The sequence below is a fragment of the Salimicrobium jeotgali genome (assembly GCF_001685435.2).
Lineage (GTDB): Bacteria > Bacillota > Bacilli > Bacillales > Halobacillaceae > Salimicrobium > Salimicrobium album.
In genome coordinates this window covers 2,381,546-2,406,684 of sequence record NZ_CP011361.2, presented here as the reverse complement: position 1 = coordinate 2,406,684, position 25,139 = coordinate 2,381,546, and the positions used below count along the sequence as shown (strand labels likewise).

The 25,139-nt window shown below is 48.6% G+C and carries 28 protein-coding genes and 1 riboswitch; of the genes, 13 read left to right on the top strand and 15 right to left on the bottom strand.

Annotation, left to right across the window (positions count from 1 at the left end):
• Nucleotides 1-262: 262 nt before the first annotated feature.
• Nucleotides 263-2,365 carry an MMPL family transporter gene (locus AAV35_RS12085; RefSeq protein ID WP_008590984.1) on the bottom strand — a complete coding sequence of 701 codons (2,103 nt, stop codon included), beginning with the start codon at nt 2,363-2,365 and terminating at the stop codon, nt 263-265.
• A 122-nt stretch (nt 2,366-2,487) separates the two neighbouring features.
• Here AAV35_RS12085 and AAV35_RS12080 point away from each other — a divergent pair, with 122 nt between their 5' ends.
• Nucleotides 2,488-3,108 carry a uracil-DNA glycosylase gene (locus tag AAV35_RS12080; RefSeq protein WP_008590987.1) on the top strand — a complete coding sequence of 207 codons (621 nt, stop codon included), beginning with the start codon at nt 2,488-2,490 and terminating at the stop codon, nt 3,106-3,108.
• A 64-nt stretch (nt 3,109-3,172) separates the two neighbouring features.
• Here the strand turns inward: AAV35_RS12080 and AAV35_RS12075 are convergent, their stop codons facing one another.
• Both AAV35_RS12075 and AAV35_RS12070 read right to left on the bottom strand, forming a co-directional pair.
• Nucleotides 3,173-4,207: a ribonucleotide-diphosphate reductase subunit beta gene (locus AAV35_RS12075; protein WP_008590990.1), complete on the bottom strand. Its 1,035-nt coding sequence runs from the start codon at nt 4,205-4,207 to the stop codon at nt 3,173-3,175.
• Nucleotides 4,208-4,947: 740 nt separating this feature from the next.
• Nucleotides 4,948-7,134 carry a ribonucleoside-diphosphate reductase subunit alpha gene (locus tag AAV35_RS12070; RefSeq protein WP_008590991.1) on the bottom strand — a complete coding sequence of 729 codons (2,187 nt, stop codon included), beginning with the start codon at nt 7,132-7,134 and terminating at the stop codon, nt 4,948-4,950.
• 132 nt (nt 7,135-7,266) lie between these two features.
• Nucleotides 7,267-7,443, bottom strand: a riboswitch (cobalamin riboswitch).
• A gap of 80 nt (nt 7,444-7,523) precedes the next feature.
• On the opposite strand from AAV35_RS12070, the gene AAV35_RS12065 reads away from it, so the two are divergent.
• The gene (locus AAV35_RS12065) at nt 7,524-8,213 is read left to right on the top strand and encodes a class I SAM-dependent methyltransferase (protein WP_008590993.1); all 690 of its coding nucleotides are present in this window, start codon (nt 7,524-7,526) and stop codon (nt 8,211-8,213) included.
• Here AAV35_RS12065 and AAV35_RS12060 read toward each other — a convergent pair.
• From AAV35_RS12060 to AAV35_RS12055, 3 genes are all read right to left on the bottom strand, one after another.
• Complete coding sequence (locus AAV35_RS12060) at nt 8,158-9,060, bottom strand: DMT family transporter (RefSeq protein ID WP_008590994.1); 903 nt, start codon at nt 9,058-9,060, stop codon at nt 8,158-8,160. The genes AAV35_RS12065 and AAV35_RS12060 overlap by 56 nt on opposite strands.
• A 151-nt stretch (nt 9,061-9,211) precedes the next feature.
• On the bottom strand, nt 9,212-9,337 hold the full coding sequence (locus AAV35_RS14635; RefSeq protein WP_008590996.1) for a hypothetical protein: 126 nt from the start codon (nt 9,335-9,337) through the stop codon (nt 9,212-9,214).
• A 25-nt stretch (nt 9,338-9,362) separates the two neighbouring features.
• Nucleotides 9,363-9,737 (bottom strand): carbonic anhydrase, encoded by a 375-nt coding sequence (locus tag AAV35_RS12055; RefSeq protein ID WP_008590997.1) that lies wholly within the window; start codon nt 9,735-9,737, stop codon nt 9,363-9,365.
• Between the two features lie 158 nt (nt 9,738-9,895).
• On the opposite strand from AAV35_RS12055, the gene AAV35_RS12050 reads away from it, so the two are divergent.
• Complete coding sequence (locus AAV35_RS12050; protein ID WP_008590999.1) at nt 9,896-10,321, top strand: pyridoxamine 5'-phosphate oxidase family protein; 426 nt, start codon at nt 9,896-9,898, stop codon at nt 10,319-10,321.
• Between the two features lie 43 nt (nt 10,322-10,364).
• On the opposite strand, the gene AAV35_RS12045 is transcribed toward AAV35_RS12050, so the two are convergent.
• Genes AAV35_RS12045 through AAV35_RS12035 form a run of 3 tightly spaced genes read right to left on the bottom strand, consistent with a single transcriptional unit; the run spans nt 10,365 to nt 12,065 of the window.
• Entirely contained in the window at nt 10,365-10,871 is a 507-nt protein-coding gene (locus AAV35_RS12045) for a GNAT family N-acetyltransferase (protein ID WP_008591000.1), read from the bottom strand.
• Nucleotides 10,872-10,885: 14 nt separating this feature from the next.
• A complete protein-coding gene (locus AAV35_RS12040; protein ID WP_008591002.1) occupies nt 10,886-11,179 on the bottom strand; it encodes an ArsR/SmtB family transcription factor in 294 nt (97 codons plus the stop codon).
• Nucleotides 11,172-12,065 (bottom strand): cation diffusion facilitator family transporter, encoded by an 894-nt coding sequence (locus tag AAV35_RS12035; protein ID WP_008591004.1) that lies wholly within the window; start codon nt 12,063-12,065, stop codon nt 11,172-11,174. The genes AAV35_RS12040 and AAV35_RS12035 overlap by 8 nt, the downstream gene beginning before the upstream one ends.
• A 152-nt stretch (nt 12,066-12,217) precedes the next feature.
• Between AAV35_RS12035 and AAV35_RS12030 the strand changes: the two genes are divergently transcribed.
• The 4 genes from AAV35_RS12030 to AAV35_RS14630 all read left to right on the top strand — a co-directional run bounded on the left by AAV35_RS12030 (nt 12,218) and on the right by AAV35_RS14630 (nt 16,049).
• Nucleotides 12,218-13,666: an aldehyde dehydrogenase family protein gene (locus AAV35_RS12030; RefSeq protein WP_008591006.1), complete on the top strand. Its 1,449-nt coding sequence runs from the start codon at nt 12,218-12,220 to the stop codon at nt 13,664-13,666.
• A 120-nt stretch (nt 13,667-13,786) separates the two neighbouring features.
• Nucleotides 13,787-15,115 (top strand): FAD-dependent oxidoreductase, encoded by a 1,329-nt coding sequence (locus tag AAV35_RS12025; protein WP_008591007.1) that lies wholly within the window; start codon nt 13,787-13,789, stop codon nt 15,113-15,115.
• A 22-nt stretch (nt 15,116-15,137) separates the two neighbouring features.
• Nucleotides 15,138-15,344, top strand: a complete 207-nt coding sequence (locus AAV35_RS12020) for a zinc ribbon domain-containing protein (protein ID WP_008591009.1) — start codon at nt 15,138-15,140, stop codon at nt 15,342-15,344.
• Nucleotides 15,345-15,440: 96 nt separating this feature from the next.
• On the top strand, nt 15,441-16,049 hold the full coding sequence (locus tag AAV35_RS14630) for a lytic transglycosylase domain-containing protein (RefSeq protein ID WP_065757373.1): 609 nt from the start codon (nt 15,441-15,443) through the stop codon (nt 16,047-16,049).
• A 122-nt stretch (nt 16,050-16,171) separates the two neighbouring features.
• Here the strand turns inward: AAV35_RS14630 and AAV35_RS12010 are convergent, their stop codons facing one another.
• The gene (locus AAV35_RS12010; RefSeq protein ID WP_008591012.1) at nt 16,172-16,741 is read right to left on the bottom strand and encodes an NADPH-dependent FMN reductase; all 570 of its coding nucleotides are present in this window, start codon (nt 16,739-16,741) and stop codon (nt 16,172-16,174) included.
• 92 nt (nt 16,742-16,833) lie between these two features.
• On the opposite strand from AAV35_RS12010, the gene AAV35_RS12005 reads away from it, so the two are divergent.
• The 5 genes from AAV35_RS12005 (at nt 16,834) to AAV35_RS11985 (ending at nt 19,528) form a co-directional block, all read left to right on the top strand.
• Nucleotides 16,834-17,103, top strand: a complete 270-nt coding sequence (locus AAV35_RS12005; RefSeq protein ID WP_008591014.1) for a YkvA family protein — start codon at nt 16,834-16,836, stop codon at nt 17,101-17,103.
• Nucleotides 17,104-17,182: 79 nt separating this feature from the next.
• Entirely contained in the window at nt 17,183-17,599 is a 417-nt protein-coding gene (locus AAV35_RS12000; protein WP_008591016.1) for an organic hydroperoxide resistance protein, read from the top strand.
• A 106-nt stretch (nt 17,600-17,705) separates the two neighbouring features.
• Nucleotides 17,706-18,314, top strand: coding sequence for a metal-dependent hydrolase (locus tag AAV35_RS11995; protein WP_008591018.1), 609 nt, complete (start codon nt 17,706-17,708; stop codon nt 18,312-18,314).
• Between the two features lie 57 nt (nt 18,315-18,371).
• On the top strand, nt 18,372-19,187 hold the full coding sequence (locus tag AAV35_RS11990) for a DUF368 domain-containing protein (RefSeq protein ID WP_008591020.1): 816 nt from the start codon (nt 18,372-18,374) through the stop codon (nt 19,185-19,187).
• 23 nt (nt 19,188-19,210) lie between these two features.
• On the top strand, nt 19,211-19,528 hold the full coding sequence (locus AAV35_RS11985; RefSeq protein WP_008591023.1) for a thioredoxin family protein: 318 nt from the start codon (nt 19,211-19,213) through the stop codon (nt 19,526-19,528).
• Nucleotides 19,529-19,626: 98 nt separating this feature from the next.
• Here AAV35_RS11985 and AAV35_RS11980 read toward each other — a convergent pair whose 3' ends face one another.
• The 4 genes from AAV35_RS11980 to AAV35_RS11965 all read right to left on the bottom strand — a co-directional run bounded on the left by AAV35_RS11980 (nt 19,627) and on the right by AAV35_RS11965 (nt 23,386).
• A complete protein-coding gene (locus AAV35_RS11980) occupies nt 19,627-20,277 on the bottom strand; it encodes a VOC family protein (RefSeq protein WP_008591025.1) in 651 nt (216 codons plus the stop codon).
• A gap of 4 nt (nt 20,278-20,281) precedes the next feature.
• Nucleotides 20,282-21,283, bottom strand: a complete 1,002-nt coding sequence (locus AAV35_RS11975; RefSeq protein WP_008591028.1) for an LLM class flavin-dependent oxidoreductase — start codon at nt 21,281-21,283, stop codon at nt 20,282-20,284.
• 172 nt (nt 21,284-21,455) lie between these two features.
• Complete coding sequence (locus tag AAV35_RS11970) at nt 21,456-22,691, bottom strand: efflux RND transporter periplasmic adaptor subunit (protein ID WP_008591030.1); 1,236 nt, start codon at nt 22,689-22,691, stop codon at nt 21,456-21,458.
• Between the two features lie 23 nt (nt 22,692-22,714).
• Nucleotides 22,715-23,386, bottom strand: coding sequence for a hypothetical protein (locus AAV35_RS11965; protein ID WP_008591031.1), 672 nt, complete (start codon nt 23,384-23,386; stop codon nt 22,715-22,717).
• A gap of 159 nt (nt 23,387-23,545) precedes the next feature.
• On the opposite strand from AAV35_RS11965, the gene AAV35_RS11960 reads away from it, so the two are divergent.
• Complete coding sequence (locus tag AAV35_RS11960) at nt 23,546-24,466, top strand: diacylglycerol/lipid kinase family protein (protein WP_008591033.1); 921 nt, start codon at nt 23,546-23,548, stop codon at nt 24,464-24,466.
• Here the strand turns inward: AAV35_RS11960 and AAV35_RS11955 are convergent.
• A complete protein-coding gene (locus tag AAV35_RS11955; protein WP_008591036.1) occupies nt 24,445-25,077 on the bottom strand; it encodes a class I SAM-dependent methyltransferase in 633 nt (210 codons plus the stop codon). The genes AAV35_RS11960 and AAV35_RS11955 overlap by 22 nt on opposite strands.
• Nucleotides 25,078-25,139: the final 62 nt, after the last annotated feature.

Below are 25,139 nucleotides of genomic sequence, written 5' to 3'. Positions count from 1 at the left end.
CTGTAGGCATTTCTGTTTTTCCTTCCCTTCAGAAAACAAAGGACGATCCGAAGGTAACGAAAACCTGCTTTTCCTGCCTTTGGAGGGAAGAAATCGGCAGTGAAAGTCACGTTTTCGGCATAATCCTTACTTTCGTACAGCCTTGCTTCGTGCAAAGGGAACGATTCCTGCATAATGGTCGTCATTTTCTTCAAAACAAAGGACGGATCTCGTCGGGCTGCCCGTCGGAAACACTGCAGCCTGAAATCCGCCCTCTATAAATCTATTTCTTCCTGCCGAACGGGAACCACCAGTTCCAGTGTCCGAAAAGTTTCATGAGGCTTGGTACAAGCAGCAGCCGGATAATCGTAGCATCGATGAAGATAGCGATGGCTATCCCGATGCCGATCTGCTTGACGGGAACCACACCTGTGAAGGCGAAAGCTCCTGTAATCACAATCATGATCAGGGCAGCGGACGTTATGATTTTACTCGTGTTCGCCACGCCTTCCACGGTGGAGTAGTGGTTGTCTTTCGTTTCCAGATAAAATTCTCTCATTCTTGATATGAGGAATACTTCATAGTCCATACTCAGACCGAATACAAGGCTGAATACGATGACCGGGAGAATCAGAGCAATGTCTGACTCGTTCAAACCGAGATGGCCTCCCTGGAAAAGCCACACGAGAATACCGAACGTGGAAGCAAGTCCTAAGATATTCATCAGAATCGCTTTGATCGGAATTAAAATGGACCGGAAGGCAAGCATCAGAATAAAGAAGGTGGAAACGATAATAATGGTCAGGACGAGCGGCAGTTTATCGAATATTTCATCGTATATTTCCTGGTTGAAAGCAGGGGAGCCGCCGATGCGTGCATCTTTCTCATCTTTCCACTCTCTGACAAGACTTTGAGCTTCTTCCGAATTGTCGGCTACGGAAAGATTCACCGGAAGGAGAAGCTTATCACCGGCGATGAACTGTTCAATAGCCGGTTCGAGGGCGCTTTTCGTCTGCGGGTTCTGAAGGGCAGCGTACAATTCCTCCGATGATCCGACATCGGCCGCCGAATACAGGGAGTCTACGCTATCCACAATCCCAGGGTCCGAATAAGCATCGATCTTCTCTTTCATCTCTTCGAGTCCTTCTTTGCTGAGCCAGTCTCTTTCTTCGTTGACGACTACCTGAATCGTACTGTCGGAGTCGCTGAGGAAAGTGTCTTCGATCGTTTCATAGGCACTCCTCGAATCGTAGCTTTCGGGCAGTGCGTCAATCGTCGGAATAGAGACGCTCATGTTCGAGATCGGAATAATACCGATAAGAAGAACAATGAGAGATAAGAGCGCAGTCATTACAGGACGCTTCATAATACGTTTAGCGAAAGCTCTCCAGCGTGGTACGGTGTCTTTCTCTGCAGGAAGGACGCGCAGCTTGTTGATTCTCGGTCCGAGCAGCCGCAGGAGACCGGGGAGAAGAGTAAGTGACGTGAACACGGCGAGAGTGATCACTATAGTTCCTCCGAGCGCTATGTTCAGGAAGATGTCTACATTAATGATACTCATGGCCCCGAGTCCGATGAATACACAGACCGCAGAAAAGATGATGGAACGGCCGGCCGTGCGGATCGTCGTCACAATAGCGTCATCAATGGACTGACGGGCCAGTTCTTCCCGGTAACGGTTGATGAACAGCAGTGCGAAGTCGATACTTAGCGCAAGTCCGATCATCGGAGCGATGTTCAGTATGAATACGGATAGGGAAATACTTTCCCCGGCAAGCGCCAGAAATCCGAATCCTGAAACTACTGTTACTCCTCCGATAATCAGTGGAAGCACTGAAGCGGTCAACGTTCCGAAAGCTATAAGAAGAATCAGTAAAGCGAAAGGCAGACCGATCAGTTCAGCATTTTTCAAATCCGTCTGACTGGCTTTATTGATGTCCTCCGATATGACCGGCTCCCCGGTCAGCGTTACTCCGGACGTATCTTCCGTAATAGAACGGATTTCGGAGATTTCTTCGGTGAGTTCCGTACTTTCTTCATTAAAATTGACGGCAGCGTAAGCAGTGTCGTCCTTATACATATCCTCCACGTCGAGAGGCGACTGAATAGAGGATGCTATGTTCAAATCCTCTATGCTGTTAAGTGTATCTTCAATTTTTCCGTCGTCCGCCTGCTCGAATAACACGAGGATGGTTGATTCGGGACGGTCGAAATCATCTGTAAGTATTTCCTGAACTTCTTCATATTCTCCGTCTGTGCGGAACCCGTCTCCTTCAAGGAGCGAGGGGAGGTCCAGGGCGAAATATCCAAGTACAACAAAAGCTATCAGCCAAAGGGTCAGTAATAAGGCCCGAAGCTTCACGATGCCATGAGCTAATTTTTTCATAAAAGTTACTCCTTTTTTCTTAGACTCCTCTCCTTAATTGTACTCATCTGAAGAAAAGAAATAAAATATAAAGAGTTACCGGCATGAGAAATCGGGGAAAGGTGAGAGGAGAGGTGATAGTTATGGATTTACCTGAAGAAGTAGTAGAAAGAGCGAAACGGAATATCGAGCCTTTTGATACGGAGGGATTCGTGCTTGGCAAAGGCCCGGTCCCCGCGGATATTATGATGGTGGGGGAAGCCCCGGGGGAAAATGAAGTATATGACGGGGAGCCTTTCACCGGAAGAGCCGGAAAAGAACTGGATAAACAGCTGTCCTATCTTGGCTGGACAAGGGAGGACGTTTACATTACGAGTGCGGTGAGAAGCAGACCCTACAAGTGGGAAAAACGGCCGAACTCGGAAGAAAAGCGGAAAGCGAACCGGAAACCGAACAAAAAAGAAGTGAAAGCTCATGCGGAACTTCTCGATTTGCAGATAAAGACAGCCGAACCGAAAGTGATTCTTCTGCTTGGGGGAGTGGCGTATCAGAGACTTGTGGACGAAAAAGGAAAAATTTCCGAAGTGATTGGAGAAAAACTGGAGACACCGATTTTGAAGTACGACCGGGAACAGGATACGTACATTCCTTCCGACGAGAAATATATCGTCATTCCGTTGTATCATCCGGCGGCCGTGTTTTATAACCCGGGAATACGAGACTCCATTTATGATTCTCTCGACCGTTTGAAAAGTTATTTGTAATACAACCCCCCTCCCATCTTCCACAAGAAAGAGGAGGGGGGTTCAGGATTTTAAGGGGATAGAATCAGAGATCATCGAATCCATTATCTTCTGAAACTTTCGTGTACTGCCTCGATTTCTGTTCGAAGAAATCCGACTTTCCTTCATCAACGTTCTGATAGGCACGTATCCAGCGCATCGGGTTTTTCCTGTGCTCTGGAAACGGTCGTTCGGCTCCCATCTGCTGGGCTCTTGTGTTGGCTGTAAATCGGATATAGCTGTCGAGATCCATCATTGGAATACCCGGGAAGTCTTCTCCGATAATGTGGTGAGCCCATTCAATCTCAAGTTCGGCCGCCTGCCGGAAGGTTTCTGTCGTGAACTGACGGAATTCCTCGTCATCCAGCTGCGTCTGTTCTTTAAGCGTTTCGTTAAAGATACGTGAGAACAGGTGGACGTGAATCTGTTCGTCCCTGTTGATGTAGTTGATCATCGTGGAAGTGGAAACCATTTTCTGGTTGCGGGCCAGGTTGTAGAAAAACGCGAACCCGGCATAGAAGAACAGTCCTTCCAGAACGACGTCGTAGACGCAGGATTTCAGGAAATTCTCCGGTGAGGGGTCATCGATAAAATCCTGATACCCGTCCGTGATGAACTGGTTCCTTTTCTGCAAAATGGGATCGTGTTTCCAGTAATCGAAAATCTCCTCCTGTTCCGCCGAAGGAACGAGAGTGGAGAGGATATAAGAGTAAGACTGGTTGTGTACGACTTCCTGAAAAGAAAGCACCTGCATCAGTGCCGCGAGACTCGAGTCCGTAAGATAGTCCGCGATTTTCCCTGAGTAATCCGTCTGAATAGAGTCGAGAAAAGCGAGAAGGCCGATGATCTTTTTGAAAGACTGTTGTTCGCGGTCGGAAAGCTCCGGCCACTGCTTCAGATCGTTGCTCATATTGATTTCGTCCGGAATCCAGAAATTTTGCAGCATGTTTTTATACATAGGGTAAGCCCAGGCGAATCTGGTGTCGTCCCAATTAAGAACGTTGGATGTTTTCCCGTTTATAATACCGGTGGAACGGTTTGGAGCATCGTAATCGACGAGTGTCCTTTTTTCTATAGTCATAAGTATAGACTCCTTTCAAAATTCAAAGTGATAAGGCTAAGCGGAAGGCTAAGGGAATGGGGGGATCCCCCTGAGCCTCCCGCTTAGCCTGGAACCCCTGAACGGGTGGTTCCGCTTTTGTTTTATCCAGCTGCGCCATTCAGAAGCCCATAAGATAAGTGGTCTCTCCTCGTTCGGAACAGTTCATCCGAACCCCGGAGCGCCCGCTTATCTTAGAGCTTCTAAGCGAATGGCTCCGCTTTTATTTGGCCAGCTGCACCACCCAGGAGTCCGCTGTCTAAGCAGTAGCTTCTTTTTCAGGAAAAGTCCCCTGAAAAACGAATCTCCCGCTTAGCCCGGAACCCCTGAACGGGTGGCTCCGCTTTTGTTTTTCCAGCTTCAACTTCCAGAAGCTCCCGCCATAAGCCGTAATCTTATTTTCGGGGAAGGCCACACCCGAAAAGTAAGCTTCCGACTTATGTCAGCGCTTCTACCCGGAAGTTTCCGCTTTTGTTTTATCCAGCTGCGCCATTCAAAAGCCCATAAGATAAGTGGCCCCTCCTCGTTCGGAACAGTTCATCCGAACCCCGGAGTGCCCGCTTATCTTAGAGCTTCTAAGCGAATGGCTCCGCTTTTGTTTGGCCAGCTGCACCACCCAGGAGTCCGCTGTCTAAGCAGTAGCTTCTTTTTCAGGAAAAGCCTCCTGAAAAACGAATCTCCCACTTAGCCCGGAACTCCTGAACGGGTGGTTCCGCTTTTGTTTATGAAGAGCAGCTTTCGCATTCGTCATAGGTGCTGCCGGAGGTGGAGCGTGTGTAATACGTCGTTTTCAATCCCTGAGCCCAGGCGTCGAGGTGAAGATTCAGCAATTCTTTGGCTTGGATGTCATTTTGTACGTACAGGTTAAATGATATGGACTGATCGATATACTTCTGTCTCCGGGCATTCTGAGCAATGCTCGTATGCTGGTCGATGTCATGGGCTGATTTATAGTACCAGTAGTTTTCCGGGTTCAGATCCGGTGCCGTCACAGGAATCTTGAAATCTTTTTTCTCCTCCGAATAGAATTTTTTGAAAATCGGATCGATACTGGCAGAGCTTCCTGCAATAAGAGAAGTGCTCGAGTTCGGAGCGACCGCCATAAGATAGCCGTTTCTCAGTCCGTTCCTGTTCACCTTGGAAGCGAGTGTTTTCCACTCGTCTGATGCCAGTCCGCGTTTTTCGAAAAAGGAACCTGTTTCCCAGTCGGAACCTTCGAACAGAGGATAACTTCCTTTTTCCCCGGCGAGCTCAGCACTCGCCCCGATAGTCAGATAGGCGATTTTTTCGTAAAGGTCATCGGCGTACTGGACGGCTTCCCCCGACTCCCAGGCGATTTTATTCTGTGCCAATAGATGAGCCCATCCGAACGTACCAAGGCCGATGCCGCGGTAGCGCTTGTTTGTCCGTTCCGCTTCGAGCACGGGGATGTGATTCTCTTCGATAACGTTATCGAGCATCCGCACCTGGATCGGAACGAGTCTTTCAAGAGCATTCGCCGGTACGGCTTTGCCGAGGTTGATGCTCGAAAGGTTGCAGACGACAAAGTCTCCAGGGTTGTGCACGGTAATGATTTGTCCGTTTTCCGTGTACTGGGCAGTCTGAGTCGTGGCACTCTGGTTCTGGGTTATTTCCGTACACAGGTTACTGCAGTAAATCATGCCTGCGTGGTTATTCGGGTTCTTCCTGTTCACTTCATCCCGGTAAAACATATACGGCGTGCCGGTTTCGAGCTGTCCGATCATGACGCGCTTCATAATGTCAATGGCCGGCACCTTCTCTTTGGACAATTCCGGCTCACGCACGCAGGCTTCGTACCGGTCGCGGAACGTCCCTTCCCCTTTTTGTTCATCGAAAGAGTCTTCCAGAGAGAAGCCCATCTTCGTTCTCACTTCGTGAGGGTCGAACAAATACCAGTCCTGTCTGTCCCGGACGGCTTCCATGAAAAGATCAGGCACGGAAATTCCGGTGAACAGATCGTGGGTTCTCTGACGTTCGTCTCCATTATTCAGGCGACTGTCGAGAAAAGAGAAGATATCTTTATGCCAGACGTCCAGGTAGACGGCGACGGCTCCTTGCCTCTGTCCGAGCTGGTCGACACTAACCGCCGTATTATTCAGTTGCTTCATCCACGGGAGGATACCGGAGGAGACGCCTTTGAAGCCTCGTATATCACTGCCCCGCGAACGTATTTTGCCAAGATAGACACCTATACCGCCGCCATGCTTGCTCAAATTCGCAATGGATGTATTGCTGTCATAGATCGACTGCAGACTGTCGTCCACCGTTTCGATAAAGCAGGAACTGAGCTGGCCGTGGGATTTCCCGGCGTTCGCCAGAGTCGGTGTGGCCACAGTCATGTAAAGGTTGCTGAGCGCCCAGTAGGCCTCTTTGATGTAATGAAGGCGTGAGGAAGAGCTCTCCCCGGCCATAAGATTCATTGCAATGATCAACCATCTTTCCTGAGGCAGTTCCATCGTTTTTCCATCTTTCATTTTTGCGAGATAGCGGTCATCCAGTGTCTTCAGACCGATGTAAGTAAACTGGAGGTCTTTGTTCCGGTCGAGCAGAGATTCAAGCTCCTCCACTTCTTTTTTGGTATAATGGGTGAGCAGGGACGGGTCGTAAATCCCTTCCTGGACGAGAGCTTCCATCAGCCCGTAAAGGTCGGTATACGGACTCTCCGTCCGCCGGTTTTTCTTCGCTTCGGTGTACATCGTCTCCAGATGTGCCCGGGCGGCGACATAGGTCCATTCCGGTTCGGTTTCGTCCATCTCCGCGAGTGTTTCCAGAACGACGGAAGTGCCGTCTGTGATTTTCGGGTAGACTTTTGAAAAATCGAGATGAGGGAACGTGCTCTGAAGCTGTTCGAGCCAATATTTCCAGTCCGCTGTTACGGTTGCTGACATAAGTAAGTCCTCCTTCAAGTACCTTTATAAAAAATAAAAAAATCCGCCCCCTGGACAGGAGCGGATGAAACCATGATACGGGTATATGTACGCATCATCGTTTCATCTTCTCCAACCCCGAAAAAGGTGAAACTTTCCGATGAAAAACAGACAGGTTTCCTGGCTCGTACCCGATCTTACTCCAGCCCTTCCCGTAGTAATCTACAGTGGAGATGCTGTTTCGCGGATACTTACAGTTGCGGGGGCAGCTCCGGTTTCTTACCGGATTCCCTATTAAGCTCTGTGAGCATCTGTTTTTCGATCTATATATTGTGTTTTTTAAAATATAATTACTATATATTGATTCTATCATACATAAGATTAAATGAAATAACAAGGAGGAAAAAATAATGATCGATAAAAGATGGCATGAGAAAGCGGAAGAGAAGTGGGATAATTTTTCTGGAAACTGGGGTCAGAGAAGTGAAAAAATGTGGAAAGAAGGAAGCAGAAAAACGGTTCTTCCATTTATGCAGTCCTTCGTATCTGAAGGATCTACGGTTCTTGATATTGGATGTGGCGATGGAGAGGGGAGCGAGATGCTGAGACGCTCGGGGTATGAGGTGACCGGTATCGATATTTCGTCGAAAATGATTGAAATGGCAAAAGAGCGCTGGAGCGGTATCCACTTCCAGCAGGCCGATCTTGCCGAACTCCCTTTTGAAGATGCGACCTTCGACAGCGTGATGGCCATCAACTGTCTGGAATGGGTGGCATCACCCCTGCACGGCTTGAATGAAATCCACCGTGTCGTAAAGCCTGGAGGGATAATGGTCGCAGGTATTCTTGGTCCTGCTGCCGGTCCGAGAAGTAACAGTTATCCGAGACTTGAAGGGGAAGACATCGTATGCAATACGATGATGCCATGGGAATTCGAACGTCTGGCCGGCACTCACGGGTGGACGGTTGAGGGGATGTCTTCCGTACCTAAAGAAGGAGCTCCGGAGAATCTCTCCACGCCGATGCTGGAACAGGCGGTGTCCTTCATGACGCTTTTCGCTTTGCGAAAGGCGAACGGGGACGTCTCTGAACAAGGATGACCGCTGTTACTACAAGAATGAAACCGGCCAGCTGCCACGAAGTCAGAATTTCGCGGAACACGAAAAAACTTAGGAGCGTGGCCGCCACCGGTTCGATGGTGGCTATAATCGAAGCCCGGCTCGACTCGATTTTCTCAAGCCCTTTCGTGTACAGCAGGAAGGCAAGAGTGGTGGAAAAGAGACCTATGCCGCCGATATTCAGCCAGACAGCGGGAAGAGTGAAAGTGCTTTTTATATCACCAAGTCCGGCGAATGGGAGAATGGCTATACTTGCGAATACGAATGTATACACCGTCACCGTTACCGAGGAATACTTCCGCAGGGCATACGTTGCAAATATGCTGTACAACGCATAAAAGAATCCGGACCCGAGCCCTGCCAGTACTCCATACAGGGAAAGGCTGAAACCGGAAAACGGAATCAGTCCGACGACGAGTGAGCAGCCGATGAGCGTGATGGCGAGTGCGAGAATTTTGTTCCCGGTAAACAGTTCTCCGAACAGGAACCGGGAGAATATCGTAACGAAGGCGGGGGCGGTGTACAACAGGGTAACAGCGACAGCTATGGAAGTTTCCTCCATAGCTATAAATAGACAGAGATTGAAGAACACGATGCTGATGATACCGGTGCCGATAAAATAGTGACTGTCTTTCCAGTTAATCCGGAGGTCTTTCTTCCCGTTAAAATATGTATAAATGAGCAGCAGCAGAGCGGCACTGCTTACCCGGACGGCCACCACCTGGACAGGCGTGAAGCCGTAGTCGTACAGAAATGTGACGAACAGACCGATAATCCCCCACAGAGCAGCCCCGGCTGCGATGGAGATCATAGACATGTTTCTGCTCATGGTAACCGCCTCCCGCGCTAATAAATAATAGTTCTTTCCATCTTACCAGTTCGTTACAGTTATGAGAATAAGGATTCGGAAAACCGCCGGTCACTTAAAAGAACCTCTGATGAATTGCTCATCGGAGGTTCTTGAAACAGAGGACGGTATTTTATTTGTCTTCTCCGCACGTAAAGCAGTACAGCTGTTTATCTTCCGTAACGATGCCGTCCAGGAATCCGTCCTTACAATAAACTTCTTTTCCGCAGGAAGCGCAGTAGCCGACGAATTCTTCCACAATACCCCTCCTTTTTGGATAAGAGTTACTCAGTTACGACTTCCACTTCCCAGTTTTCGTTAACATAAAGGCCGACGACTTCGGCTCCGAGGTCCCACGTTTCAATCAGTTCCACGGCGCGTTTTATTTCTTTTTCCTTCTGAGAGCGGTCCGCCGGATTCCCGGCGCAGTCGTGATGCCCCGCGATTGTGATTGTTCCTGATCCATGTTTCTCTGTAGAAACAAGAACTTTTTTCTTAATCTCTTCAAGCTGACCGGCACTGCCTTCGAGCAGGACCTTGTTGGGACCGGCTTCCGTAATCATATCGATGTATTCCACCCCGTATGTATCTTTCATCCAGTTGATGACCGGAAGCTGGACTCTGCCGTCCATACAGTTAATTGAAGTAGCAAATGACATTGATAATTCCTCCTTGTTTATAACGTTTACCCGATTGCCATTTAATTATAGCGAATTTTTTGACGAAAAAAAACTCCCGCGAATTTCCAAAGTTTAGAAAGAAAGGAGAAAGGTAATAGTGGGTAAAGAATTCAAAGCAGTCGAAAGGGGAATGTAATATGAACCAGGAAGAATTGAAACAGCATATCAGTAGTATTATGAAGGATAATAATGTAGGTACGCTGGCCACTGTTAAAAATAATAAGCCTCATACCCGTTATATGACGTTTCAGCACGACGAGAATCTGACGTTATTCACTCCGACGGACAGAGAGACGTACAAAGCGGAAGAAATCGACGAGAACCCGTTCGTCCACATCCTTCTCGGATATGAAGGGGAAGGCTACGGAGACGGATTCCTTGAAATCCAGGGTCAGGCCAACATTCGTGATGACCAGGACATCAAGGACCGCGTGTGGAACGACCATATGAAACATTGGCTCGGCGGAAAAGAAGATCCCGACTACATCGTACTTGAGATTTTTCCTGAAACGATCCGCCTCATGAATGAAAGTGATGAAACTCCACAACAGCTGGATATGTAAAGAAAATGCGTGCGGCGACTTTGTCGTCGCGCTTTTTTGATTTTTATTGCACCAGTTTTTCGTAGGCCAGCCGTTTGCTGCCTTCCGTTAAATAAATAACTCCGCAGTAGGTATAGCCGTGGCTCAGAAGCAGTTGCTGCATCGGTACGTTCCGTTCATGCGTATCCACTTTCACGCTCGGAATAGCACGGTCACGGGCCATCTTTTCTGTCTCTTTTAACAGAAGAGAGGCAAGGCCCTGTTTTTTCATATCGTTCTTCACTGCAAGCCGGTGTATGACGAGATAGTCTCCCCGGCTCATCCATTCCCCCTCGTAAATGGTACGGTAAGTCATTTCCTCACGGGGAGAGATGACTGTACTCGCTATAATAACTCCGGATTGAGTAAGTACGTAACTTTCTCCGAGCCCGATGTCTTCCGATATAGTTGCTTCATCGGGATAACCGTTCGTCCACTGGCTGATGTTCCGTTCCCGGAACTGCTGCTGGGCTTCCTGTATAATAGGCATGATTTCTGCGACGTCTTCCGCGGCTGCTTTTCTGAATTCCATACTCATCTCCCCTGTCATTCTTCAATATGGTCGATCATCTGTTCAAGCGTCTGCATAACGTGATCGTCTTTGAACGTATAGTAAATACTTGTCCCTTCCCGGCGATGTGTCACCAGCCGGTAGAGCTTGAGGGTGCGCAGCTGATGAGAAACTGTAGACTGTTTCAGGTCGAGCCCGGAAGCTATGTCGGAGACCGAGGCTTCTTTCTGACAGAGATAATGCAGGATCCGGATCCTCGTCGGATCGGAAAGCACTTTAAAAGTGTCGGCCGTTTTCTGTATCGTCTCTTGTGTGACAGATTCACTCATACTCATCCTCCTCAGCCATACTGCATAGTTCATCTTCGTATTCTATTTCAATGGTAATGTGATCCAGCCGGATATCTTCAAGGATGGAAGTGATCGCTTTTTTCGCCCTGCACACTTCCTCCTTCGTCGCTTCCGCAGCTACTACAGCGTGAGTGGAAAAGGCATGGTTTTCCCCGTCCAAAGACCACAGATGGGTATGATGGGCGGATTTGACTTCGGGAACGTTGCGGATCTCTCTAGTTATCCTGTCAAAGTCCACTGATTCCGGTACTGCTTCAAGGAAAAGTCGCATCGTTTTGATAAGATTGATTACGATGTTGTAAAGGATGAACAGCGTAATACCGATGGAAGCAAGCGGGTCCAGGATAGGCAGGTCGAAGAAAGTCATTACAATTCCGACGACCAGCACGGCTGCCCAGCCGAGAACGTCTTCGAGCATGTGCCATGACATCACCTTCTGGTTCATGGAATCTCCGCCACGGAGCCGGAAGACAGCTGCACCGTTAACGATGATACCGAGGACGGCGAGACCTATCATTCCGAGGGTACTCGGTGTCTCCGGATTCCACAGCCTCGGTACGGCTTCCGTCAGGATGAAAATAGAGCCCGTGATCAGTACGACACTGTTAGTCAGGGCCGCCAGCAGGGAAAAGCGTTTATAACCGAAAGAATAGTTGTTTGACTGGTCCTTATTCGAGTATCTCTGAAGAAACCAGGCGAGACCAAGCGAAAGAGAGTCCCCCAGGTCGTGCAGAGCATCCGAGATGATAGCGATACTGTTTGTGAGAAGACCACCGATCAGTTCTATGATCGTAAAGAAAAAGTTAAGGAAAAAAGCGACCTTAATATTTCCGGTGGTCTCATGATGATGGTGGTGGTGTGACATTGAGGTGCCTCCTTATATGACTATATGTTCATATAGTAACATACATTACGGATCATACAAACGTTCCAGCTGCTCATCCCAGGGGGGATGTTTGAGAGTATCTATAAAAGTGAATAAACAGACTGAATATGTTTACGGAGGAGATAACAATTATGAAGACATACACTAATCAATATATAAATGGAGAATGGGTCAAAGGTTCGAGCGACAAAACTATTGAAAATAAAAACCCTTACAATGATGAAGTAATTGCAACTATTCCGTCCGCAAGTGCCGGAGATCTGGATAAAGCCTACAAAGCTGCAGCACAGGCCCAACAGCAGTGGAAAGAGAAAACTCCTGCAGAGAAGCGGGACATTTTTTTGAAATGGATCGATCTGGTCAAAGAAAGAAAAGAAGAAATCGTGGAGTGGCTGATCACGGAAGCCGGAAGCACGCGGGTGAAAGCGGAAGTCGAATACAGCGCGGCTCTCGATATCATTACGGAATCAGCTTCTTTTCCGACACGCATGAAAGGGGAAATCATCCCTTCCAACACTCCCGGAAAAGAAAACAGGGTGTATCGTGATCCGAAAGGCGTAATCGGTGTAATAGGGCCATGGAACTTCCCGTTCCACTTAACAGCCCGTTCCCTTGCCCCTGCGCTCGCCAGCGGGAACGGCGTAGTCATTAAACCGGCCTCCCATACTCCGGTCACTTCCGGTCTTCTGCTTGCGGAGCTTTCGGAAGAAGCAGGTTTCCCTAAGGGACTTGTCAACGTAGTAGTCGGAAGAGGTTCTGAAATCGGTGATGAATTCATCACTCATCCGATTCCTGAAATGTTCTCGTTCACCGGTTCCACGGAAGTAGGAAGTCACATCGGGGAACTGGCCGGGAAAAACATCAAGGATACAGCTCTTGAACTCGGTGGTAACAACGCTATGATCGTGCTGGAGGATGCGGACGTGGACAGAGCTGTCGAAGCCGCCGTGTTCGGCAAATATTTACACCAGGGCCAGATCTGCATGTCCCTGAATCGTCTCGTTGTGCATGAAGATGTACACGATGAATTTGTTCAGAAATTCAAGGAAAAAGTGGAAAGTCTCCCGTACGGTGATCCTCAGGACGAGAAGACGATGGTAGGACCTCTGATCGCCAAAGACGAGGTGGATCGTATTCTTGAAGGCATCGATCAGTCGGTACAGGAAGGCGGAAAACTGCTGACCGGAGGTAAAGCGGAAGGAAATGTACTGCTTCCGACCATACTGACTGATATGGATAACGAAAAAGCACTGGCGAAAGAAGAAGTGTTCGGTCCTGTAGCGTCGGTTATTAAAGTCTCCGGTGAAAAAGAAGCGATAGAAGTCGCGAACGGTACTCCTTACGGGCTGTCCGGTTCAGTATTCACAAAAGATGTGAACCGGGGCGTGGAAGTAGCCAAACAGGTGAAAACAGGTATGATCCACATCAACGACCAGTCTGTAAACGACGAAGCACACGTAGCATTCGGCGGTGAGAAACAGTCCGGTATTGGCCGTTTCGGTGGAGAATGGGCCCTGGATAAGTTCACGACAGTGAAATGGATCGGTGTCATGAACGGGTACCGCGAATTTCCGTTTTAAAGAGTCATACTGTTTTTAAAAACCATCCGGAAGTCCGCGGTTCCAGACGGTGAGTCCTCTCTCCTCGGGCCGTGCTTCCCATTGCGGGTGGTTTCACTTTTATACTTAGGGGGTTACGTTGTGAAATTAGTTATAATTGGCGGGGATGCTGCCGGGATGAGTGCAGCGATGCAGGTAGTGCGTAACACGGAAAACCCCGAGGTGGTAGTGCTCGAAAAAGGGGAGGTCTACTCTTACGGTCAGTGCGGTCTTCCCTACGTCATCAGCGGGACCGTACCTTCGACGGACGACCTGATCGCCAGGGACGTGGAAACGTTCAGAGATAAATACGGTATCGATGCAAGAGTGAATCATGAGGTCACTTCTGTGGATTGCAGTAAACGCAAAGTGTATGGTATCAATCAGGACGGTGAAAAGTTCGAAGAAAGTTATGATGAACTTCTCGTGGCTTCGGGGGTCAGTCCCATGCTCCCTCCGTGGAAAGGAAAAGATCTCCAAGGAGTGCACGCCCTGAAGACGATACCGGATGCGAAAGAGATTATGGCGGATCTTTCCGAAGATGTGGAGAAAGTGACGGTAATAGGCAGTGGTTATATAGGTCTTGAAGTAGCCGAGAACTTCAGAGAAATCGGCAAAGATGTCCACATCATTACCCGGAGTGATTATCCGGGTTCCATGGTCGATGGTGATATGGGCAAACTGATACAAGAAGAAGCCGAAAAGCAGGGTGTGAGAATAACCCGGAACAGCTCGGTGGAAAGACTTGAAGGGGAAGAGTATGTGCAGAAAGTCGTGACGGAACAGGGAGAATTTGAAACCGACCTCGTTGTTGTGGCTACGGGCGTCACACCTAACACAAGCTTTATGAAAGGGACGGGTATTTACACTGCGAAGAACGAAGCTATCGAAGTGAACCGTTTCATGGAAACGAATCTTCCGCACGTTTACGCAGCGGGAGACTGCGCTGTGCAGTACCACCGACTGAAGAAAAGAAATGACTTTATCCCCCTCGGCACTCATGCCAATAAACAGGGACGAATTGCCGGACTGGTGTTGAGCGGCCACCGTAAATCATTTAAAGGGATCGTGGGGACGTCCATTCTGAAGTTCTTCGATCTTACGATAGGCAAGACCGGCCTTTCGGAAAAGGAAGCGGAGGAAGAAAATATACCGGTGGAAAAAGTGTACGTTGAAGCAACAAACGCTGCCGGATATTATTCCGATGAAGAACCGATGTCGATAAAGATGCTCACAGAACCGGAGACCGGAAAGCTTCTGGGAGTACAGATCATAGGACCTTACGGCGTGGATAAACGGATTGATGTTATGGCTACCGCTCTTTATAATGAAATGACTGCAGAAGACCTGCTCGATCTCGACCTTGCTTACGCACCTCCTTACAATAGTGTATGGGATGCTTTGCAGCAGGCGGCAAGACGCGTGAAATAAAATCGGAAGGAGGAAGACAGCAATGGCTGAAAAAGGCTGTGTGAAATGCGGGAGTACGAAAGCCGGGATGAAGGAAGTGACTATGAACGGTCCGGGTGTTTCAAAGATGTTCGATACGGAAAGTAACGATTTTATCGTAGTTTCCTGCGAAAACTGCGGGTACTCGGAATTTTTCAATAGAGACGTCTCGGAGGATTATAACGTGTTCGACCTTTTTTTCGGGAAGTGAGAATGGAAGTTAATTCCTGAAAACAGTTGTCCAATTCCTGTCGCTCGAGTATGATAGAAGAAACACTATACAGCGGAGGTATGGCTATTGATCAACATGAATGATTTCCAACCCATGATGCAGATGCAGGCGACGAAGAACTTTCAGGGAAACAGAGGGGTGGAAAGTCCGGGAGCCGGGCTGCAGCAGATGTTGTTTCAAAATATATTGAAGGCTTCTATGGACACGCTGCTGTCTTCAGCGGAGGAGAAAGAAGCACAGACTCCGGTTCAGATTTTTATCGGTGTCCAGGCACCTCCTATTACGGAAATCTCCGGTGAAGAGGAAAGCGAAAAGAGCGACGTGGACGGTTTGATCCGTGAAGCTTCCGAACGTTTCGGGGTGCGGGAAGATCTCATACGTTCCGTAATACAGGCCGAATCGAATTTCAACCCGGAAGCTGTAAGTCATGCAGGAGCACAGGGGCTTATGCAGCTGATGCCCGGCACGGCTGATGCTCTCGGGGTCAGGGATCCGATGAACCCGGAAGAAAACGTTATGGGAGGCACTAAATACTTACGTGATATGCTTACCCGCTATGATGGAAATGAGCAGCTGGCTCTTGCAGCCTATAACGCCGGCCCCGGCAACGTGGATAAATATGGCGGAACCCCTCCCTTTCAGGAAACGAAAAATTACGTAAATAAGGTTCTGAATATCGTGTAATCAGCGAAAATACTGGATGCAAAGAAACCCGAATAAAAGTTATTCGGGTTTCTTTGTGTCCTGAGGTCAAGCGACGGACGTCCGGAGTGCTTCAAGCCGGAACTTTGCCTCACAACACTCTTTCAGGCTTTCTTTATGTCCACTCTGTAAGGGGAGAGGTCCCGTCCCATCTCGAGATAACGGAGAAAAATCTGCGACATTTCAATGAGCCTGTTTTTTACTTCTTCATTCTCCAGCTGTTTATCTTCCGTGAAATGTCCGGGGTGGGCATAGACATAGTTTGGCGTGATAAGGCACCGGAAATAGTCCAGAACCGGTTTGAGCTGGTTCTCAATGACGAGGTGGTGCTGCAGTGTGCCGCCAACAGCAATGATGGAAACAGGTTTGTAACGCATGGCGAGCGGGGAAATAGCATCAAACACGTTCTTCAGTGCTCCTGGTATTCCTCCCTGAAACACAGGGGTGGCTATGACATAGCCATCGGCCCGTTCGATGGAAGAGATCAGTTCCTTCATATCATCGTTGTACTCCTCGGGGGGACGGCCATCGACGAACTGAAGGTTATAGTGTTTCAGATTTATATTATTTATCGTTATGCCCGATACGTTTTCTTTTAAATAGGTTTCCACAGGGGACAGCATCCGCTCCGTTTTCGTACCGGTAAGCGTACCGTTCAGTAATACAATATTCACGTTCGTTCCTCCTTCGCGAGAGACACACTTCTACTTAATATAGTAAAGCATACAACTTTCATAGGCAATTAAGAAAAATGGTGGTGAAATTTATGAAGATGTGGAGAAGGATCAGGTTTCTTTTCAATTTCCGGAAGTCGATTCCGTTTCTGCTTTCCTTTTTCCGCTCCGGGGAAGTGAGGGGAGCGAAGAAAGCAGGGGCTTTACTGTTCGTGACGTTATATTTTCTGTTTCCCTGGGATGTGATCCCCGACTTCCTGATATTTTTCGGGGTGATCGATGACGTGACGGTACTGACGTTCATCCTTCAGCGGATCGTACAGATGGCTCCCGCTTCCCTGAAAGAAGACTATAAGTTATGAGTGGATGTTTAACCCCTCCGTTTATAAGGTATACAACAGAAGGGAAGAGAAATTATCAAATTCAAGGAGTGATTCATTTATGAGCGATGTAATGTTCACAGCTCACGCAACGGTAAAAGGCGGCCGGAACGGTCACGTAAAATCCGATGACGGTCTGATCGATCTTAATCTGGCACAGCCGGGAGAAAGTAATGAAACAGGATCCAACCCGGAACAGCTCTTTGCAGCGGGTTATTCTGCATGCTTTGACGGTGCGCTGAATTTGGTAGCGGACAAGAAGAAAAAAGATATCGATTCCGAAATCACAGGTGACGTCAGCCTGATGAAAGATTCTTCGGATGGAGGACTTAAAATCGGGGTCGTCCTTAACGTTACAGTGAAAGGTGTATCCCAGGAGGAAGCGGAAGAGCTTGTTAATGAAGCTCACAAAGTCTGCCCTTACTCCAAAGCGACAAGCGGTAACATTAACGTGGAATTGAACGTAAAAGCTGAATAGTATGCTGTAAAGGTCCGGGCGTTTTCTGCGTCCGGACTTTTTTATGTGCAAAAAATAAGGTATGATAAAGGGCGAATGTATGTTTTGGGGAAAGAGGTTTTTTAATATGATGGCACCAGGCCACCAGGTCGTAGGGTTCACGTTCGGCGTAGCAGCCGTAACTATGCTGCCCGCTCTTCCGTTCCTTCCCGAGCGACCGCTGGAAGTAATAGCGTTTTTTCTGTTTGTGCTGTTCGGGGCTCTCGTACCCGATATCGATACTCCCCGTTCAAAACTCGGGCAGAAGTTCTGGAGAATTCTTATCACCATTTTCACGATTACCCTTATCGTCTACCTGTTCGCTCCTTCCTTTTTTGATACATATAGAGAACCGCTGAAGACGTTCGTGATGCTGCTGCTTCCTGTGCTTCTCATGATACGTGGACACCGGAAGATGACTCACTCTCTATTCTTCCTTCTGTTTCTCGTTGTGTACAGCTATTTCGTCCAGTGGCTGCTCGGTCTGCCATGGTATTATTTCGGTGGTCTGATCACGGGGAGTGCTTCCCATTTGTTCGCCGACTATATTACGAAGCGGGGCATCCCTCTTTTCTACCCTTTCAGTAAAACTCACTATTCTTTTTTCATTACGTTCAGAACGGGATCTATCGTCGAAAAAATTCTTACCTTTCTTCTCGTAATTGTAAATGTATGGTACTTACTGTTGGCTTTGTAGAATAGTTTGGTACAATGAAACAGGCAACTATAAATGAATATGAAGGAGTATTGGCGTATGTGGGAATGGAAAAATATATACAGAGGCCTCATGATGGGAGCGAGCGACGTTGTTCCCGGGGTGAGCGGAGGCACGATAGCCGTAGTTTTGGGGATATATGACCGTCTGATCGAAGCGGTGAACGGTTTTTTCAGTAAAGAATGGAAACGTCACCTGAAATTTCTTCTGCCCCTGGGGCTTGGAATCATAACTTCCATCCTCATGCTTGCGAATCTGATCGAATGGCTGTTCGAGCACTATCCGGCTCAGACGAAGTTTTTCTTTCTGGGTCTGATTATCGGAGTTCTTCCGTTTCTCAGCCATAAAGCGGATGTGAAACATAAGTTCAAAACGAAGCACTATATCCTGATGCTTATAGGGGTCGTGCTCGTCAGTTCGCTCGCCTTCTTTCAGCCTGAAGAGTCTGGAGCGATGAGTAATCTGTCGTCAGGTGCTTATATTCTTCTGTTCTTCTCGGGGATGATTGCGAGCAGTGCGATGATTCTGCCGGGGATCAGCGGCTCTTTCCTTCTCCTGATCATCGGAGTATACTCCACGGTTATCGAAGGGATTTCAAACTTCCAGCTGGACGTTATGGCCGTCGTCGGAGCGGGTATCGTGGTCGGTATCATTGTCATGAGTAAAATCGTGAAGTTCTTCCTCGATCACTATCCTTCCGGAACGTACGGGGTGATTATCGGGCTTGTGCTCGGATCGGTGACGGTCATCTTTCCGGGAGTGCCCGCCGGTGCTGTTCCGGTGCTTATCAGTATCCTTGCGTTCTTGGGCGGTTTGCTTGCCGCGTGGGGACTTGGTCGTGTAGAGTATAAATAACAGAGAGAGGAAAGGGGATAATTATGAAAGAACTTAATACTACAGAACAGTTTCAGGCTGCAATCGAATCGGAAGAGCCCGTTATTTTGAAATTCGAGGCGGACTGGTGCCCGGACTGCAAACGGATGGATATGTTTATCGGGGATATCCTGGAAGAATACAACACGTACGAATGGTTCGTAGTCGATCGTGATCAGGTGCCGGACATTGCCGAGAAGTATGAAGTAATGGGGATTCCGAGCATCCTCATTTTCCAGAAAGGCAAAAAAATCGGTCACTTGCACAGCGCCAATGCAAAGACTCCGGAGGAAGTGGAAAGTTTTCTCCAGGAAACTCTTTAATAATAGAGAAAGGACCCGCGGTGGAAACACCCGGGTCTTTTTTTGGCCTGAATCGGGATAATGCCGGTAACAAAAAGCTGCAGGAAAAATTCCTGCAGCTACAGCATGATGTGATCGAGATAGGTGGTAATGGAAGTCTGCTCCGTAACGAAGAGCTGACCGTTCGATAAATGGAATGATTCCGAACCGTCATCGGGGAAGCCGAACATTTTCCTGAACACTTCCGCACTCTTCTTACGGTCAAGTCCGGTCCCGTATTCGACCGTCGTATCAGCCAGAGGGTTGATGTAGACGGAATCCTGAGGAAAATTATCCCCTTTCCATTCGATCAGAAACGGCAGCGGTACGGACGGGTGGGCAGGAAAAAGCATACGCCACTCAAGCAGTGACCCGTCTTCCTGCTCCCGGGAACCGGGGAAAGGGCCTTCGTAGTCGATTCCCTGACGATTGTACATCTCCAGAAAATCATCCATAGCGTCGGTGCAGAGAGCAATCTGGATAGTGCCTCCGGTAGGCTCCTGAAGCATCTGACGTATGAGAGGGTTTTCGGACTTTCCGGCTTTCTGAGTATCGTTAACTCCGAGCCACTCGATATAGAAACGATTATCGAAAAAGCAGAGGTCGTTATGCGTCCCCCAGCCCGGATGTGACCCTCCCTCTTTTCCCTGGAGACCGTAGCGGGAAGTGAAGGAAAGCCTCTCTTTTTCGGTATCGGGTGTAGTAATGACGATATGGTCGATTGCAAGCATAGTACTATCCCTCCTGTGTCAGGTTAAAAGCATCTGCAAGCAGTTTGTAAGAGTGGAGCCTCTCTTCGAACGGGTGGACGATGGTGTTCACCATTATTTCATCTACTCCGTAGGTATCGGCAAGAGATTCCAGTTCCTGTTTCACTGTTTCTTTATCTCCTACTACCATCCGTTTCCGGTTTTCCCTGATTCTTTCCTGCTGGAAGAAAGAGTAGGAGTAGTTGAACGCTTCTTCCGGTGTCGGGAAGTGATGACGTACGCCTCCCTGTTCAATCAGCAAAAGAGCCAGATCAAGGCTGGAAGCAAGATATTCGGCCCTCTCCTGTGTATCCGCACAAACAGCGAATACGGAGACGTTCCCTTTAGGTTCCGTCTGCTGGATGGAGGAGGTGAAATGGTTGTTATACCTGTCCATCGCGCCCATGCCTCCGTGCCCGTTGATGAAATGGGCGAAAGAGTAGGAAGTACCGAGGTCCGCTGCCAGGCGGGCACTCGTTCCACTGGATCCGAGCATCCAGAGTTCGGGGGACGTATCTCCTTTTGGAGTAGCGTAAATATTCATTCCTGCAGGGTCTTCCCCGTGCAGGTAACTCATGAGCTGCTCCACCTGTTTCGGGTAATCCTCGACCCTTGGGAGTTTACCGCGGTTCAGTGCCAGGTTGACATTCGGCATGCCGCCTGGTGCACGCCCGACACCAAGATCGATACGACCGGGGTGGAGCGTCTCAAGAACGCGGAAACTTTCCGCTACTTTGTAGGCGCTGTAGTGAGGGAGGAGGACTCCTCCCGTCCCGACGCGGATGCGTTTTGTATGTGCGGCGAGATGGGTCGCCAGAATCTCAGGGGCGGAGCCCGCCAGACTATTCGTACTATGGTGTTCAGAGACCCAGAGACGGTGATAGCCGAGCCGGTCGACGTGAGAGGCGAGTTCCGTCGTCTGTCTCATAGCTTCCTGTGGATTCGAGTCTGATAATATCGGTGACTGATCTAATACACTCAGTTTCATAAGTATCGTTCCTTTCATTTGTGTAAAACGTAATAAATAGCTGACTTTCCCTGTAGGAAAAGCGTTACTTTAATCGTGGCACCGGAAACCGGGAAATGCAAACAAAAGACCCTCCCCGGACGGGAAGGGAGGGTGGGGTGCGAAAATATAAACGATACAGGCACGCCTTCAGTCATCTGTTTATAAGACCGAGCAGACCGTAAGTGAACATCGTTTCCGAATCCCCGGTAAAGAGACGTTTCAAGTCCAGATTTTCGGCGTCGAGAGGAGAGACGAACGGGGTGCCGGCGGTGAGCGTCCCTTTGTTCTTTAGCGCCAGCCACTCATCCGGCTGCACTCCTTCCGTGATTTCTGTTTTTTCTCCCTCACTTAACCCGGTCGTCACCGGCCTTTTCTCTAAACTCCCCTCTTCATTCATTATCCAGACAAACGGAGGAGATTCTGTAACGAGAGTCTTTTCGAAAACAGCGGTCGTCTCCGGGGAGCTGGCTGTTATGATGTCCAAATTAGTGTGATAGCCGGCAAGGAGTTCGTCGGTATCTGTCGTGATAGCTGCTTCGAATCCGTAGCTGCTTTCTTCATGCAGACCGGAATCTTCTGGGAATTCGTGGAGAAGTGAGACCTTCCCTTCTGCGATTTTGTCATCCTCCGGTGTTTTTGCCAGTATGGACATTCCCTCTGTCACATCTGCTCTATCGGATTCTGAAAGTTCCCCCTGAATAAGCAGTTCGCTGGACTGGATGGTAAGTACAGGATTTTTGAGAGTTTCGGCTACGTCGGAGACTGTCCCTTCGAATGTACTGGTGACGGCTATAGTCTCGCCGCCCTGCTCCAGCTGATTCAGCCGGTCTTCGAACATGGCCAGTTCGGCCTCTTTCCGGGTGAGCTCCATTTCTTTTTCTGCTGTCTGTTCTTCCTTTTCGAATTCAGTTTCTACGTAAGTGGAAGGAGCAGGGTAATCGTAACTCTCATCTTCTATGTCGGTGTCCGGCTCTTCGATGTTGTAGAACCTTACGTCTCTGAGGTAATCTTCGATAGCCCTGATCTCCTCTTCCAAAAGCGTAATCTCCGACTCCAGTTCCCGCCGTTCCGCTTCATAATTTTTCACTTCATACTCGTACAGTTCTTCCCCTTTTTCGACTTTATCCCCTTTTTGTACGAGAAAGCCGCTGAAACTTCCTTTCTCTTTATCGAAGTACACTTCCTGCCGGTCAGCGGAGGAAAATACTCCTTTTGTTTCTACGTATTCGGAAATGTCTGCAGTGAAACTGCGCGACCACTCTTTCACATAGGATTTCTCGGCTACTCTGTTCTGATGGTCGAAAAAGATAAGCAGGATGTTAGCTGCGATGAGCAGTATTACTGCAGTCCCGGCTATACGTCTTTGGATTTTCTTCTTTCTCTTCATATGTACACCTCTTTCTTTTCTCTTTATCTCAGCAGGTAAACAAGTTCCAGGTCATAAAAACTCAAGGCTGCCGCTCCGCTCCACAATAGAAGGTGCCACAGGATGATACCGGTCCAGATCCATACCGGGCGGGTGGCGGAAATCTTTTTCAGGGAGGAAGCCTGAAACCAGATGATGAACAGCTGGAAAAGAGAAGCGGCCCCGGCAAAGCTGATGATCCACGTCAGTTCTGTAAAATAGGAAGCGATGATACCGAAAGAAAGAGGGGAGAGGGACCAGTCCAGTCCCGCATATGTAAGTAAAGGTATCCAGGTAATACGCTCCAGAAGCATGACAAGCAGAACATTCATCTGTACGATCAGGATTTTTTTATAGGAAGCACTGTTGAACAGCCAGAAAATCAGAGTGGAAAAGAAAAGGATAAAAGTGAAAAACAGCAGGGAGTAGCCGATTCTTCCGATCATGAACCAGGCTTTCCGCCATTCATATTCAAAAAGGCTCAAGCCGGTCATGTTCGCCGAGACAGGAGCTGTTCCGAGTCCGATCCAGGCTGTCCAGACGAACGTAAGGATGGTAGCGGCAAGCAGGAAGATAAGGGTGAGCCACACCTTCCGCATTTTCTTCGCTTCATTCAGTTTCCACAGTTCATCATCATGCCTGAAAAACATTTTCCATAAATTCACAGAATATACCATTGAGTCCATCCTTTTCGTCTAAGTGTAGTATGAAACCATTTTAACTGAATTTACTATAACTTACCAGTTGCCTTACAACTGTCTTGGCCCCATCTATTGTTTAAAGAAGGGCAGGAAAGGAAATGCTATCCATAGCGTACCTTTAAGGAGGAACATGACATGGCTAGTTTTGACAGAGGCTTACTGGTCTATCAGGCGAACGCCGGTCAGGCCGAAATCGAACATAATTTATCCCAGGTGCTGCCGGTACTTGCAGAGGCGGTGAAAGAACTGAGCACCGTACAGACGGATAGTATTGAAGATCTGCACGAGACGGCGAAACGGTACAAAGATGAGATCGACGTATTTTTCATCCTGGGCGGGGACGGTACGGTCCATGAATGTGTGAATATCTTTGCAGAAGAAGAAAACCCTCCCAGGTTCGGCGTGCTGCCGGCAGGGACGTGCAACGATTTTGCGAGGATGCTCGGAATTCCGATGGATTTGAACCAGGCCGCCCGGACCATTGTAAACGGGGAAACGAAAGCGGTCGACATTGGCAAAGCGGACGGTCGCTATTTTGCAAATTTCTGGGGAATAGGTCTGGTTACGAGAACGTCGTATAATATTGATGAGGAACAGAAGGACAGTCTCGGAGTACTGAGCTACTTCATAAGTGCTTTCAAAACGATGAGCGGGGCGGAGACGTTCGAGTATCAGCTGGAAATCGACGGCCGTAAGACGGAAGGCGAAGCCGTGATGCTTATGGTAATGAACGGTGCTTTTATTGGCACCCGCCAGGTTCCGGATCCCGAAGTTAAACTCGATGACGGTTATTTCAACGTAATGGTCATCAAAGATTCGAACTTCCGGCTGTTCCGGGAACTGATGACGATGAATCGTCCATGGACGAAGGAAGAGAACTTCCGGGAGCTGGAGTACAAAAAAGCTTCTCACATAAAAGTCACGACGGATCCGGTGGAAGAGGTGGACCGGGACGGGGAAATCGAAGGAGAGACTCCTTCGGAAATTACCCTCCTCCCGAAACACCTGTCTTTCCTTACCGGCGAGAGCGGGACTCACGTAGCTTTTGAGGAGTGAGGCTTGAAAGCGACGGCGATTCCGAGTGGATAGGTCACATTTTCGCGCGGCGGTTCTATCAGCACTCCTTCCTGATAGTAAAAGGAAGTCCGTTCGTATGCTGTGAACAAATCTCTGAACTCTTCCGATGTAAGCTGATGGACATGGAAAGGGGAACGGGTCGGCTTCCCTCTTCCCTGACCGAAGGGAGTGGAGACGAGAAGCGTTCCTCCCGGTTTCAGAAGACGATAGTAGTTACGGAGGAGCTTCTCCTCTTCCGCGATATGTTCAAGTGTTTCAAAGCTGACGATACAGTCGAAAGTACCGAGTTCATCCGGCAGAGTCTCCCCGGTCGCGTTATAGACGTGAAAGGAAGAATTCGGATGGTAATATCTCCCCCTGGCATAGCGGATAATTTCTTCATTTATATCCACTCCGATAACTTCCCTCACTTTTCGCTTTCTTCCTTTAGCAATCATGTGTGTGCCGTACCCGGCCCCGCAGGAAAGGTCCAATACCCTTCCATACATATAGCGGAGAGCAAACTGATAACGTGCCATATGTTCGAGAAGCATATTGTTTTCGGGTTTCGTGAATTCCGGTATGACCCTTTCTCCCGTATCTTTAAGCATGCCCTTCCACCGCCTCCCCCCGTAATGAGTATATATTCATTATGACACATACGCACTCAAGG

Coding starts and splice junctions, on each gene's coding strand:
- AAV35_RS12085 (WP_008590984.1), bottom strand. CDS start 2,365: ATGAAAAAATTAGCTCATGGCATCGTGAAGCTTCGGGCCTTATTACTG.
- AAV35_RS12080 (WP_008590987.1), top strand. CDS start 2,488: ATGGATTTACCTGAAGAAGTAGTAGAAAGAGCGAAACGGAATATCGAG.
- AAV35_RS12075 (WP_008590990.1), bottom strand. CDS start 4,207: ATGACTATAGAAAAAAGGACACTCGTCGATTACGATGCTCCAAACCGT.
- AAV35_RS12070 (WP_008590991.1), bottom strand. CDS start 7,134: ATGTCAGCAACCGTAACAGCGGACTGGAAATATTGGCTCGAACAGCTT.
- AAV35_RS12065 (WP_008590993.1), top strand. CDS start 7,524: ATGATCGATAAAAGATGGCATGAGAAAGCGGAAGAGAAGTGGGATAAT.
- AAV35_RS12060 (WP_008590994.1), bottom strand. CDS start 9,060: ATGAGCAGAAACATGTCTATGATCTCCATCGCAGCCGGGGCTGCTCTG.
- AAV35_RS12055 (WP_008590997.1), bottom strand. CDS start 9,737: ATGTCATTTGCTACTTCAATTAACTGTATGGACGGCAGAGTCCAGCTT.
- AAV35_RS12050 (WP_008590999.1), top strand. CDS start 9,896: ATGAACCAGGAAGAATTGAAACAGCATATCAGTAGTATTATGAAGGAT.
- AAV35_RS12045 (WP_008591000.1), bottom strand. CDS start 10,871: ATGGAATTCAGAAAAGCAGCCGCGGAAGACGTCGCAGAAATCATGCCT.
- AAV35_RS12040 (WP_008591002.1), bottom strand. CDS start 11,179: ATGAGTGAATCTGTCACACAAGAGACGATACAGAAAACGGCCGACACT.
- AAV35_RS12035 (WP_008591004.1), bottom strand. CDS start 12,065: ATGTCACACCACCACCATCATCATGAGACCACCGGAAATATTAAGGTC.
- AAV35_RS12030 (WP_008591006.1), top strand. CDS start 12,218: ATGAAGACATACACTAATCAATATATAAATGGAGAATGGGTCAAAGGT.
- AAV35_RS12020 (WP_008591009.1), top strand. CDS start 15,138: ATGGCTGAAAAAGGCTGTGTGAAATGCGGGAGTACGAAAGCCGGGATG.
- AAV35_RS14630 (WP_065757373.1), top strand. CDS start 15,441: ATGAATGATTTCCAACCCATGATGCAGATGCAGGCGACGAAGAACTTT.
- AAV35_RS12005 (WP_008591014.1), top strand. CDS start 16,834: ATGAAGATGTGGAGAAGGATCAGGTTTCTTTTCAATTTCCGGAAGTCG.
- AAV35_RS12000 (WP_008591016.1), top strand. CDS start 17,183: ATGAGCGATGTAATGTTCACAGCTCACGCAACGGTAAAAGGCGGCCGG.
- AAV35_RS11995 (WP_008591018.1), top strand. CDS start 17,706: ATGATGGCACCAGGCCACCAGGTCGTAGGGTTCACGTTCGGCGTAGCA.
- AAV35_RS11990 (WP_008591020.1), top strand. CDS start 18,372: ATGTGGGAATGGAAAAATATATACAGAGGCCTCATGATGGGAGCGAGC.
- AAV35_RS11985 (WP_008591023.1), top strand. CDS start 19,211: ATGAAAGAACTTAATACTACAGAACAGTTTCAGGCTGCAATCGAATCG.
- AAV35_RS11980 (WP_008591025.1), bottom strand. CDS start 20,277: ATGCTTGCAATCGACCATATCGTCATTACTACACCCGATACCGAAAAA.
- AAV35_RS11975 (WP_008591028.1), bottom strand. CDS start 21,283: ATGAAACTGAGTGTATTAGATCAGTCACCGATATTATCAGACTCGAAT.
- AAV35_RS11970 (WP_008591030.1), bottom strand. CDS start 22,691: ATGAAGAGAAAGAAGAAAATCCAAAGACGTATAGCCGGGACTGCAGTA.
- AAV35_RS11965 (WP_008591031.1), bottom strand. CDS start 23,386: ATGGTATATTCTGTGAATTTATGGAAAATGTTTTTCAGGCATGATGAT.
- AAV35_RS11960 (WP_008591033.1), top strand. CDS start 23,546: ATGGCTAGTTTTGACAGAGGCTTACTGGTCTATCAGGCGAACGCCGGT.
- AAV35_RS11955 (WP_008591036.1), bottom strand. CDS start 25,077: ATGCTTAAAGATACGGGAGAAAGGGTCATACCGGAATTCACGAAACCC.